Source organism: Plantactinospora sp. KBS50, from assembly GCF_002285795.1.
Taxonomy (GTDB): domain Bacteria; phylum Actinomycetota; class Actinomycetes; order Mycobacteriales; family Micromonosporaceae; genus KBS50.
The window spans coordinates 2,280,627-2,292,697 of the sequence record NZ_CP022961.1 but is presented as its reverse complement, the minus strand read 5'-3'; the positions used below and the strand labels follow the sequence as shown (position 1 = coordinate 2,292,697).

General features: G+C 74.1%; 10 protein-coding genes and 1 pseudogene. 6 read left to right on the top strand and 5 right to left on the bottom strand.

The annotated features are described in order from the left end of the window. Positions 1-5: 5 nt before the first annotated feature. A complete protein-coding gene (locus CIK06_RS10165; RefSeq protein ID WP_095564619.1) occupies positions 6-656 on the bottom strand; it encodes a DUF402 domain-containing protein in 651 nt (216 codons plus the stop codon). Positions 657-773: 117 nt separating this feature from the next. On the opposite strand from CIK06_RS10165, the gene CIK06_RS10160 reads away from it, so the two are divergent. The 4 genes from CIK06_RS10160 to CIK06_RS10145 all read left to right on the top strand — a co-directional run bounded on the left by CIK06_RS10160 (position 774) and on the right by CIK06_RS10145 (position 3,044). Further along, entirely contained in the window at positions 774-980 is a 207-nt protein-coding gene (locus CIK06_RS10160) for a hypothetical protein (protein WP_095564618.1), read from the top strand. 52 nt (positions 981-1,032) lie between these two features. Continuing rightward, positions 1,033-2,106: a LacI family DNA-binding transcriptional regulator gene (locus CIK06_RS10155; RefSeq protein ID WP_232534124.1), complete on the top strand. Its 1,074-nt coding sequence runs from the start codon at positions 1,033-1,035 to the stop codon at positions 2,104-2,106. A gap of 57 nt (positions 2,107-2,163) precedes the next feature. Continuing rightward, the gene (locus tag CIK06_RS10150) at positions 2,164-2,475 is read left to right on the top strand and encodes a GlsB/YeaQ/YmgE family stress response membrane protein (RefSeq protein ID WP_095564616.1); all 312 of its coding nucleotides are present in this window, start codon (positions 2,164-2,166) and stop codon (positions 2,473-2,475) included. 65 nt (positions 2,476-2,540) lie between these two features. Then, the gene (locus CIK06_RS10145; RefSeq protein ID WP_095564615.1) at positions 2,541-3,044 is read left to right on the top strand and encodes an LURP-one-related/scramblase family protein; all 504 of its coding nucleotides are present in this window, start codon (positions 2,541-2,543) and stop codon (positions 3,042-3,044) included. A 13-nt stretch (positions 3,045-3,057) separates the two neighbouring features. Here the strand turns inward: CIK06_RS10145 and CIK06_RS10140 are convergent, their stop codons facing one another. The 4 genes and pseudogenes from CIK06_RS10140 to CIK06_RS10120 all read right to left on the bottom strand — a co-directional run bounded on the left by CIK06_RS10140 (position 3,058) and on the right by CIK06_RS10120 (position 8,374). Then, positions 3,058-3,864 carry a methyltransferase domain-containing protein gene (locus tag CIK06_RS10140; protein ID WP_095564614.1) on the bottom strand — a complete coding sequence of 269 codons (807 nt, stop codon included), beginning with the start codon at positions 3,862-3,864 and terminating at the stop codon, positions 3,058-3,060. Between the two features lie 266 nt (positions 3,865-4,130). Next, on the bottom strand, positions 4,131-4,553 hold the full coding sequence (locus CIK06_RS29285; RefSeq protein ID WP_157756693.1) for a hypothetical protein: 423 nt from the start codon (positions 4,551-4,553) through the stop codon (positions 4,131-4,133). A gap of 1,122 nt (positions 4,554-5,675) precedes the next feature. Next, positions 5,676-7,276, bottom strand: a pseudogene (locus CIK06_RS10125) (protein kinase). A 168-nt stretch (positions 7,277-7,444) separates the two neighbouring features. Beyond that, complete coding sequence (locus CIK06_RS10120) at positions 7,445-8,374, bottom strand: M15 family metallopeptidase (RefSeq protein ID WP_232534123.1); 930 nt, start codon at positions 8,372-8,374, stop codon at positions 7,445-7,447. Positions 8,375-8,572: 198 nt separating this feature from the next. Between CIK06_RS10120 and pgi the strand changes: the two genes are divergently transcribed. Both pgi and CIK06_RS10110 read left to right on the top strand, forming a co-directional pair. Beyond that, entirely contained in the window at positions 8,573-10,201 is a 1,629-nt protein-coding gene (gene pgi, locus CIK06_RS10115; protein ID WP_095564611.1) for a glucose-6-phosphate isomerase, read from the top strand. A 196-nt stretch (positions 10,202-10,397) separates the two neighbouring features. Then, complete coding sequence (locus CIK06_RS10110) at positions 10,398-12,071, top strand: serine/threonine-protein kinase (RefSeq protein ID WP_095564610.1); 1,674 nt, start codon at positions 10,398-10,400, stop codon at positions 12,069-12,071.

Below are 12,071 nucleotides of genomic sequence, written 5' to 3'. Positions count from 1 at the left end.
CGGGGTCAGGGGGTCGCCAGGTGCGGCCGGTCCCACCCCTCGGGCAGGACCGGCGCGGGCCAGGACGGGTCGGGCCGGAAGTCGGTGAAGCGGCCGTCGAACGGGGCCGCGCCGGCCGCGGCGAGCCGCCGGAGGTGCTCGCCGGCGGCCCGGATGGCCGGCACCTGCTCGGCGGTCCACCACCCGGGCCGCCCGGTCAGGATCGCGAACTCGTCCTCGTCCTTCCAACTGGAGGTGCCGTCGGGCAGGATCCACACGTCCAGCGCCCGGTCGGCGCTGTCGACGCCGCGCAGCCCGTCGGCCTCCCAGCGCACCTGCGGCGATTCGAGGTTGCCGTACCAGCCCTCGAACCCGCCCTCGGCGGCGTAGAACCACCAGATCGACCACTCGGCGTCCGGCGGCACCAGCCGGACGATGCCCGGCCCGCGCCAGCGGGTCGGCCGGCGGACCCGCTGCGCCTCGAACCGCTGCGCCAGCGGCAGCGACCGCAGGTGGCGACCGTCGGGCAGCACCGATTCGATCTGCGGCGAGCCCGGGGCGATCCACAGCGCGAGTCCGTCGGCGTCGTCGGCCAGCACCCGGCAGGTGTTGACGAACCTGGGCTCGCCCAGGTGGCCGTAGCGGTAGAGGACCGTGTCGCCGGATGTCCATCCCATCGCCGCACCATAGCAACGGCGGGCCGTCGCCACTCGCCGCCACAGCGTCGCTTGACCGGTACAGAAAGTTCGGTTACTGTACCGGTCAAGCAAGATTGTCACGGGAGGAGAAGGCCGATGTACGACGTACCGCTCGCCATGATCATGTCGGCCCGGGCCAACGCCCGCGAACTGCACAGCGCCCGGCCGCACGCGCCGGTCCGGCCGGACGCCGCGCCGCCGGCCCGCCGGCAGCCGACCAGGCGGGCACGCACGGCGCTCGCCGGGTTCCTGCACCGTGCGGCCAGCGCGATCGAGCCGGCCGAGTGCACCCTCGCGCGCTGAGGCGCGGTAGCGTCAACCGCACGGACGCGAGTGGGGTGATGCGGTGGGCCGGGTGACATTGCAGACGATCGCCGACCATGTCGGGGTCAGCCGCATGACGGTGTCCAACGCGTTCTCCAAGCCGGACCAGCTCTCCACCGGCCTGCGCCAACGGATCCTGGCCGCCGCGGCCGAACTCGGCTACGGCGGCCCGGACGCCGCCGCCCGCGCCCTGGCCCGCGGCAGCACCGGCACCGTCGGGGTGCTGCTCACCGGAGACCTGCGGTACGCCTTCACCGACGAGGTGGCCACGAACTTCCTCGGCGCGATCGTCGACGAACTCGCCCCCACCGGACTGGCGCTGACCCTGCTGCCCGAGGTGAGCCGGGAGGACGTCACGCCGGCCCGGGACGTCGCCATGGACGGTGCCCTTGTCTACTCGTGCAACCCCGAACTGCCCGCGCTCGACGTGCTCCGGCGGCGGCGGATCCCGCTGGTCTACGTGGACCAGGTCCCCACCACCGGGGTGGCCAGCGTCAACGTCGAGGACCGGTCGGGCGCCAGGGAGGCCGCCCAGCACCTGCTCGACCTCGGCCACCGGGACGTGGGCATCATCACGCTGAGCCTCGCCGGACCGCACGGCGTCCTCGTCGACGACGCCGACATTCCGGCCGGCGACGCCCACGTGTCCAGCCAGCGCCTGCTCGGGTGGCGCGACGCGCTCGCCGCCGCGGGCGTGCGCCCCCGCCTGGTCCGCCAACGGCACTGCCGGGTCGACGAGGCGTACGGCGCCGCCCGGGTGCTGCTGGACCGGCCGGACCGGCCGACCGCGGTGCTCTGCTTCTCCGACGCCATCGCCCAGGGCGTCGTGCACGTGGCCGAGGACCTGGGCCTGCGGGTGCCCGACGACCTGTCCGTGGTCGGCTTCGACGACAACCCGCTGGCCCACCGGATGCGGCCCGCCCTGACCACCGTGCGGCAGGACCTGGAGGCGAAGGGGCGGGCCGCCGCCGCGGCCCTCACCACCGCCATCGAGGCCGCCCGCTCGGGCACCCCCGAGCAGCCACGGCAGGTCACCCTCCCCACCGAGCTGGTGATTCGGACCAGCACCGCGCCCGCGCCCGCGCACCGCACGCCCGCGAGTTGAGCCGAGTTGGACTCGACGGGGCATGCTTGGAGGCCAGCGCGAGCGAAGGGAACGGACGTGGAGATAACCGGCTACCTCAGCGCGGTGCTCGTCGGGGCCGTCATCGGCGTACTCGGCCGGCTGATACTGCCCGGACGGCAACGCATCGGCGCCATCCTCACCCTGCTGATCGGCATCGGGGCGGCGCTGCTCGGCTCGTACGTGGCGCACCGCTACGGCCTCGACGACGACCACCCGGCCAGCTGGTGGCGGCTGCGCTGGGACTGGGTGCCGCTGGGCATCCAGGTCGGCTTCGCGGTCGTCGGGGTGGGCCTGGCCAACGCGCTGACCCGCACCCCCCTGGCCGACCGGGACGACGCATCCCGGTAGCGCCCGCGGCGCGGGCGGGACACGCGAGCCGAGCGGAACCTCAACCGGGCTGACAGGATCGGACGATGTATCTCATCCGCGAACGAATCTTCGACCTGGGCAACGACTTCGACATCACCGACGATTCCGGCCAGCGGGTGTACCACGTGGACGGAAAGGTGCTGACCCTGCGCGACCGGCTGGTCATCGAGGATCCGCACGGCCGGGAGGTCGCCTCGGTGCACCGCCGGCTGGTGGCGCTGCGCCGCACCTACGCGATCAGCATCGGCGGCGAGAAGGCCGCGGACGTACGCAAGAAGCTGATCACCCCGTTCCGGGACCGGTACACCATCGACGTACCCGGCCCGGACGACCTGGAGATGCGGGGTGACCTGCTGGACCACGAGTACACCGTGGAACGCGGCGGCCGGACCGTGTCCACCGTGTCCAAGCGCTGGTTCACCTTCCGCGACACGTACGCGGTCGATGTCGCCGAGGGCGAGGACCACCTGCTCATCCTGGCCGCGGTGCTGGCCATGGACCTCGCCCAGTCGCGCGCCGAGAAGGAGCGCGAGGAGAAGGACGACTGAGCCGGTCGGGCCGTCACGGTCTGGCCAGCACCTCGCCGTGCAGCACCGACAGCCAGCCGTCCCCGCTGGCCGACCAGGCCCGCCAGCCGGCCGCGATGCGCCGCAGTTCCCGCTCGGGTACGCCGGCCGCCCTGGCCTGGTCGGCCAGGGCGGACTGCACGACGCGGTCGGCCCACATCCCGCCCCACCAGTCCCGCTCGGCCGGGTCCGCGAAGCACCAGGTGCTGGAGGACGCGGTCACCTCGGTGAAGCCGGCCCGGCGCGCCCAGGAGAGCAGCCGGCGTCCGGCGTCCGGCTCGCCACCGTTGGCCCGGGCCAGCCGCTGGTACAGCGCCAGCCACTCGTCCAGCTCCGGCAGCCGGGGATACCAGGTGAACGCCGCGTAGTCGCTGTCCCGCACCGCGACGTGGCCGCCCGGCCGGCACACCCGGCGCAGCTCGGCCAGCATCCGCACCGGGTCGGCGACATGCTGGAGCACCTGGTGCGCGTGCACCACGTCGAACCGGTCGTCCGGGAACGGCAGCGTGTGCGCGTCGGCCACCACGAAGTCGACGTTGTCGCGGCCCCGGGACAGGATCTCCGCGCGGCCCAGGGCGAGGGCTTCGGGCGTACGCTCCAGCGCGGTGACCCGGCCCCGGCCCGCCGGGTCCGCGACCAGGCCGGCCAGGTCGGCCGTGATGGTGCCGGGTCCGCAGCCGACGTCCAGCACCCGCAGCCCCGGGTGCAGCAGCGGCAGCAGGTAGCCGGCCGAGTTCTCGGCGGTACGCCAGCGGTGCGAGCGCAGCACCGTCTCGTGGTGCCCATGCGTGTACCGGACCATGACCGCAATCTAGGGACCCGATCCGCGCCGAGTCCATATTCCGGACGCCTCTTACCACATATCGGGACCGCCGCACTGCCCGCCGAGCGATCCACGTCCAGCCGGATCGTCACGCACGGTGACCTCGCTGAGCGCGACAGAACTTTTGCTAGCTATACCTGAGAGTCATTTTTATGACTCTCAGGTATAGCTGCAAAAATGTGTTCGGTTCTCGCGCGGTGTTCCCGGATCACCTACGGCACCGACCACGACCCGCCGGTGCGGTATCAGGCCGGGCAGGCGTACCGGAAGGTGGTCGACGCCTGGATCGGGGTGGGATCGGTGATGTTCAGCGTGGCCGTCTCGATGGTGGTGCCGACGCCCTCGAACGACCAGCGCAGACGCAGCGTTGCGGTCCGCTGTCCCCGGCCGATGTGCTCGGTGAGCACCGCGGTCGGCTCGGCTCCGGACCGCAGCCACTGGTAGCTCAGGGCTCCGGCGTTGCCGTTGGTCCGGACCGTGGCCACCACGTCGACCACGGTGTTGCACCGGCTCCCGGGCGGTTCCGGCACGGCGACCGTCGCGGACACCACCTCGATCGGCTGGAGCCGCTGCCAGATGTACAGCCCGACGAGCGCGAGCACCACGATGGTGAGCAGCGTGGACAGCGCCGAGGCGGCCGTACGCACCGGCGACCGGCGGCGCCGCACGGGCGCCTCCGGTTTCCGCCATCCCGGCACGGGCGCCGCGGGTACCCCCGGCCCGAACCGGATCTCCTGACCCGCCGGCGCCGGCGGGTCGGCCTGGGGCGCGGACGCGCCGTTGCCGTGGCCGTTGCCGTGGCCGTGGCCGTGGCCGTGGCCGTGGCCGCTCGGCGCCTGCGCCCGGCCGGTCCCCCGCCCCACGGGTCGGCCGCGGATGCCGCGGCCGTCTCCGTCGACCCGGCCCAGCGGTCGGCCTGGCCGGCGGGCGGGACCCAGGGGCCGGCCGGACCGGTCGGGGGCGCGCCCGCGGCCGGCAGCGTCACCGTGGGTGTGAACTCGGACGGCTCGGCCTCGGTCCACTGCGCCTCGCCCGAGGGCATCCACGTCGGACCGGCTTCCGTCGGCGCGCCAGCGCCGTCCAGCAACTCCGTCGGCGCGCCAGCGCCGCCCAGCAACTCCGTCGGCGCGCCAGCGCCGCTCAGCAACTCCGTCGGCGCAACCATGGTCGGCGCCGGCTCCACCGGCAGGACCCAGGTCTGCCCCGGCCCGGCCTGCGCCGGTACCGCCATGGTCGGCGCGGCTTCCGTCGGCGCGCCGGCGCCGCTCAGCAACTCCGTCGGCGCGGCCACCGTGGCGCCGCCGTCCAGCGCCACCGTCCCGGCACGGGCCATCTGCTGGTACGTCTCCAGGACGGTCGCCAGGGTGGCCCGGGCCGGCAACCGCAGTCCCAGTCCCGGGGCCGCCGCCGCGAGCGTCTGCCGGGCCTCGGCCAGGTCGCGCTCGCCGATCGCCACGCAACCCAGCAGCAGCGCGCCGGTGGTGCCCACCGGCCCGGACCGGTGCACCAGGTCACGGACCAGCTCGGCCCAGTCGCTCCGGTCCGCCGTGTACCCGGTGCCGGGCTCCAGTGTGGCCGCATCGGACCGCTCGACCAGCACCACCGTGCCGTCGTCCACGAGCCGCACGGTGGCGGCGGAGAGCGCGCCGTGCGGCCGGCGGGCGGCGTGCCGCGCGGCGAGTATCCGGGCCAGGTCGTCGGCCACGGTCGCGGTCGCCGCGGCGTCGAAGCTCACGCCGGCGGCCACCACCTCGGCCAGGGTCGGTCCGGTCACGGGGTTCATGATCCACCTAACCCGGGGTGCAGTACGACAGCAGGGTCACGAACACCGTCTTGGACGCTGCGGAATCGTTGCCCGCGGCGTCCTGCGCGATCACCCGGATCGGGATGCGCACGGTCTTCTGCGGCGCCGGCAGATCGCCCAGCACACCGGTGAAGAGGTCCCGCCCGGCGTAGGCCATCTGGACGCTGCCGATCTGCCCGTTCAGCCCGTACTCGAAGAACACCCGCAGCTGCCCACCGGGCGTGTTGTCGTCCGATGCGTTGGCCCGGACGGTGGCCGAGCGAGCGCCGTACGGGCAGCCCCTCGGGTCCAGGGTCCCGGGCTCGACCGACACGTTTCCGGTCACCGGTGCGACGCTGTCCGGCGGGGCCGGCGGGCTGGTGGAGGTGGACGGGCTGGGGCTGGCGCTGGGGGTGCGGGTCCGGACCGGTGGCCGGGTGGTCCGGACCGCCGTCGGGCTGGGGCTCGGCGAGGCCGACGTTTCGGCCGGTGTCGGCGTCCCGGTCGGCGTCGCGGCCGGATCGGTGATCGCGGTGCTGGCGGTGACCGAGGCGCCGTCGACCAGCGCGGCGGGGCTGGCCTGCCGGGCCACGTACCCGCCGCCGGCCAGCAGCAGGGCCGCCACCCCGGCGATCACGGCCACCCGCCGGCCGCGCCGGCGCAGGCCGCCGAGCCAGCCCCGGCCGGCCCCGAAGCTGGAGCTGGCCAGCGCCATCCCGCCGCCGGCCTGGTCGGCGAAGGGGAAGAGGGCGGCCAGCAGCGCCACCCGTTCGGCCAGCTTCCGCCAGCCGCGCTCCTCCCACTCCGGCCCGTACGCCGCACCGGCGACCTCGTCGAGCAGCGCGACGAACATACCCGCGGGCTGCGGCCGGTCCGTCGGCCGCTTGGCCAGCCCCTGCCGGACCAGCTCGTCGGCCGGGCCGAGCGCCGGGTCGGCCGGTACCGGCGAGTTGGTGTGCTGTTCGCGCAGTTCGAGGATGCCCTGACCCTCGTACGGCGGATGGCCGGTCAGGCACTCGTAGAAGGTGGCGGTGGCGGCGTAGATGTCGCAGGCGGGGCTCGCCGGGGCGCCGGTCCACTGCTCGGGCGCCATGTACCGGGGCGTCCCGGTGACCAGCCCGCCCGATCCCTCGCCCGCCGGCAGGGCGATGCCGAAGTCGGCGAGCTTGCTCTCCCCTCGGCGGTGACCAGCACGTTCTCCGGCTTGTAGTCCCGGTGCACCACCCCGCGCTCGTGTGCGGCGGCGAGGCCGAGCAGCGATCCCTTGAGCACGCAGAGCGCCGACTCCGGCTCGGTGGGCCCGTGCGCGCGCAGCACCTGGCGCAGCGAGACGCCGTTCACCAGTTCCATCACGATGGCCGCCCCGCCGGGCGACTCGACGTACTCGTACAGCCGGGCGATGTGCGGGTTGTCCACCTCGCCGAGCGTCCGGGCCTCGTCCCGGAACCGGCGGAGGAACTCCTCGGCCCGGCCCAGTCGCGGGGTCAGGTACTTGATCGCCACCGAGGTGCCGGTGGCGTCGTGTACGGCGAGGACGACCTGACCGGAGGCCCCGGATCCGAGTTCACGCACATGCGTGTACCCGGACACCTGCCAGGTACCGTCCATTCTGTCCGCCTCCACGACCGCACGCGGGATCGAGGCGACCCCCAGCCACGTCCGTCGATTGTCGCCGACGATCCCCGGCTGGCCATCGGCGCATCGGTCCGGCTCCCCCGCCATACGTCCGAAGAACGGCGCCCGCTTTGCCAGCTCCTGTGGAGGAATTGGCCGTTGTTAACGACCGCCAACCAGGGCGAACCGGGTCACCGGGAAGTCGAAGTACGTGTCCGGGTACGGCTCGCCGGCCAGCGTGTAGTGCCACCACTCCTTCGGGTAGTTCACGAACCCGGCGGCGGTCATCAGCTGCCGCAGCAGCAGCCGGTTGCGCCGTTGGTCGCCGGTCACCCCGTCGTCCAGGGTGTGCGCGAGCGGGTCGAAGCAGTCGAACCCGGTGCCCATGTCCACGCTGTTGTCCGGGAACCGCTCGGCCCGCGGCGCCGTGCACGGCACCAGCGGCTGCCCCGGCAGGTAGGCCGGTTGGTCGGCCGGTGGCACGGCCACGAGGGTGAGGTCGACGGTGCTGCCCCGGCTGTGCGCCGTCGGCCCGCCGATGTACCCGTCCGGAAACAGCCGGTCCTTGGCCACCCGGGGATAGAACTCCTCCTTCATCCGCCGGTCCGGATCGGCGGCCCACCGGATGAAGTCGTCCACCGCCCGTTGCGGCCGGTAGCAGTCGTACACCTTCACCAGGTAGCCCCGGGACCGGGCGCCGGCCGCGACCCTGCCCAACGCCTCGGCGGCGGCCCGGGTGAGCAGGCACAGCGGCTCGGCGTACCCGTCGATCGGCCGGCCCACGAAGTTGTGGTCGGTGGCGTACCTGATGTCGGTGCGGACGTCCGGGACGACGTCGGCGACCGACACGAAGCCGGCCGGCGCGGTGGGTTCCGTGCCGGGCGTGCCGGTGCCGGGTGTGCCGGTGCCGGGTGTGCCGGTGCCGGTCGGTGCGGCGCCGGTCGGTGCGGCGCCGGGACCGGGCGTGCGGTCGGCCGGGCCGGTGCAGCCGCCCAGCACGAGAGTGGCCACCACGAGCAGGACGACCACCACGAACACGACGACCGCCGCGTGGTCGCCGTCGACAGGGACATTTCGGGTACGCCCCGGCACCTCCCCTGTCTACCGCATCTGCCCCGGCGGCCGGACGCTTTCCGGCTCCGCGACGTGCGGCCCGCGCGACGTTAGGACCTGCGCGACGCCGGGCTTGCGCGGCGCAGGGCCCGGGCGACGCGGGGCTTGCGGCGCCGGGCGCCGGGACGACCGGTACGGTGCGAGAAGGAGCCCCGAGGACACCAGGAGAGCGCCCGGATGGACGTCACCAGCACCGCCGAGTGGCAGGCCCTGCGCAAGCACGCCGAGAGTACGCGGGACGTACACCTGCGGGACCTGTTCGACGCCGACCCGGGCCGCGGCGAACGGCTGGCCGTCCAGCTCGCCGACCTCTACGTGGACTACAGCAAGAACCTGGTCACCGACGAGACGCTCGGGTTGCTGACCGCGCTGGCCGAGCGGGTCGGGTTGGCCGACCGGATCGCAGCCATGTTCCGCGGCGAGCACATCAACTCGACCGAGGACCGCGCGGTGCTGCACACCGCGCTGCGGCTGCCCCGGGACGCGTCGCTGGAGGTCGACGGTCAGGACGTGGTTGCCGACGTGCACGGCGTGCTGGACCGGATGGCCGCGTTCGCGCAACGGGTCCGTTCGGGCCAGTGGCGCGGGCAGACCGGCGAGCGGATCCGCACGGTGGTGAACATCGGCATCGGCGGTTCCGACCTCGGCCCGGTGATGGCGTACGAGGCGCTGCGGGCGTACGCGGATCCGGAGATCACCTGCCGGTTCGTCTCCAACATCGACCCGACGGACCTCTACCGGGCCACCGCGGACCTCGACCCGGCGACCACGCTGTTCGTGGTCGTCTCCAAGACCTTCGGCACCCAGGAGACGCTGACCAACGCCGCCGAGGCGCGCCGCTGGCTGCTCGCCGGGCTGGGCGGCGACCAGGCCGCGGTGGCCCGGCACTTCGTCGCGGTGAGCACGAACGAGCAGCGGGTACGCGACTTCGGCATCGACCCGGAGAACATGTTCGGCTTCTGGGACTGGGTCGGCGGCCGGTACTCGCTGCCCTCCGCGGTCGGGCTGTCGGTGATGGTGGCGATCGGGCCGGACCACTTCCACGAGATGCTGGCCGGCTACCACGCCGTCGACGAGCACTTCCGGACCACGCCGGTCGAGCGGAACGTGCCGGCGCTGCTGGGGCTGCTGAACGTCTGGTACAACAACTTCCTCGGTGCGCAGACCCATGCCGTGCTGCCCTACTCGCAGTACCTGCACCGGTTCCCGGCGTACCTGCAACAGCTGACCATGGAGAGCAACGGCAAGTCGGTCGCCCGGGACGGCACGCCGGTGGCGTACTCCACCGGCGAGGTGTTCTGGGGCGAACCCGGCACCAACGGCCAGCACGCGTTCTACCAGCTCATCCACCAGGGCACGAAGCTGATCCCGGCCGACTTCATCGGATTCAGCGAGCCGAATCACGACCTGGACGACATGCACGACCTGTTCATGTCGAACTTCTTCGCCCAGACCGCGGCGCTGGCCTTCGGCCGCACCCGGGAGCAGGTGGAGGCCGAGGGCACGGCCGCGGAGATCGTCCCGCACCGGGTGATGCCGGGCAACCACCCGACCACCTCGATCGTCGGGCCGAAGCTCACCCCGGCCACCTTCGGCCAGTTGGTCGCGCTCTACGAGCACATCGTGTTCACCGAGGGCGCGATCTGGGACATCAACTCCTTCGACCAGTGGGGCGTGGAACTGGGCAAGGTGATGGCCAACCAGCTCGCCCCGCTGCTGACCGGCGCCGGCGGCGATTCGGCCGCGCTGGACTCCTCGACGGCCGCGCTGATCGGCCGGTACCGCCGGCAGCGCCACCGGGACTGAGCCGCCGGCAGCGCCACCGGGCCGCGGTCGTGGGCCGCCGGCGCTCGGCCGGACGCGGCCCGGATCCGGCCGCCGACGGATCGGCCGGGGTCAGCCGCCCGACGGTACGTCGCGGACGGGTAGCATCGGATCGACAGACCTCGTGGAATCCGCAACCGGCGAGGGGATCCCCGCCCCGGACAGGTGGTGCGACACGATGAGAGTGCTGCGCGCGGGCGACCTGCTGGCCCGCCGGTACCGCCTGATCGATCCGGTCGGCGCCGGCGGCATGTCGGTGATCTGGCGAGCCCACGACGAGGTGCTCGACCGGCTCGTGGCGGTCAAGGTGCTGGCCGCCGCGCTGGCGGCGGACGCCCGGTTCCGGGCGATGGTCCGGGCCGAGGCCCGCTCGGCGGCCCAGCTCGTCCATCCGCACGTCACCGCCGTGCACGACTACGGCGAGACGGTCGCACCGGACGGTTCGGTGACCGCGTTCGTGGTGTTGGAGCTGCTGTCCGGGGAGAGCCTGGAGGCCCGGCTCACCGCCGGTGCGCTGCCCTGGCCCGAGGCGGTGCGGGTCTGCGCCGAGGTGGCCGAGGCGCTGGCCGCGGCGCACTGGATGGGCATCGTGCACCGGGACGTGACGCCGGGAAACGTCATGCTGACCGCGGTGGGCGCCAAGATGCTCGACTTCGGCATCGCGACCCGGGTCGACACGCCGGACGACGACGACACCGGGGAAACGTTCGGCACCCCGGCGTACGTGGCCCCGGAGCGGCTGGACGGCCGACCGGCCCGGCCGACCGGCGACGTGTACTCGTTCGGCGTGCTGCTCTACGAGACGTTGACCGGCCGCGTCCCGCATCCCGCCGACACCTGGGACGAGCTTGCCGGGGCGCTGAGCCGGCCGGCGCCGCCGCTGGCCGTTCCCGGCCTGCCGCCCGCGGTGGTGGACGCCTGCCGCCGCTGCCTGTCCCGGGATCCGTACGCGCGGCCGACCGCGGCCCAGGTGGCCGCGGTGTTGCGGGCGCAGTTGCCGGGCCGGCCGGAGCCGGCGGAGGCCGGCGTGCCGGCGGGCGCGGCCGGCGCGGCGGTCGCCGCGCCACCGGCCGGGACCGCGCCGTGGGCCGGGGCCGCGCAGATGGCCGGGGCCGGCACCGCCACCCTCACGGCGGCGACCGCAGCGACCACGACAACCGGGGCGACCACGACAACCGGGGCAACCGGGGCAACCAGGGCTTCCACGCAGGACACGCCGACCGGGGCAGCCGCCGGGAGCGGGCCGCCGTCGGATCGGCCGGCGCCGCCACCGGGTACCGAGCCCGGTGGCCCGCCCACCGGTCGCCGGCAGCGGCTCGTGGCGGCCGCTTGGGCGACCCTCGCCGTGCTCACCGCGGTCGCGTTGTCGCTGCTCGCCCCGCGTCTGGACCACGACTCCCCCGGTGGCGGACCGGACGGCGCGCCGTCCGCGGACACCGGCATCGGCACCGCGAGCGCGGGTCCCCGCCCGGCCCCGGGCGATCCCGCCGGATCGGACCGGCCCTCCGCGGGTCCGCCGGCCTCGCCCGGTCCGACGCCGGCGCCCGGCGCCACCGCGTCCGGCGCGTCGACCTCGACGGACCTGCCGGCGGCCATCCTGGCCTTCAGTGAGCTGGTGGACGCCGGGATTGCCTCCGGCGACATCCGGTACGACGTGGGCCGGGACCTCGCGCAGGTGACCGACCCGCTGCGGACCAGCGATCCGACCGAGGTGGACGAGCGGGTGCGGGACCTCCGGCAGAAGATCGCCGACCGGGTGCGCGAGGGTGGGATCACCCAGCGGTACGCCGGGAAGCTCTCCGCCGGGTTGGACACGATCACCACGGCCAACGAGGCGGCCCGCGCGGACTGA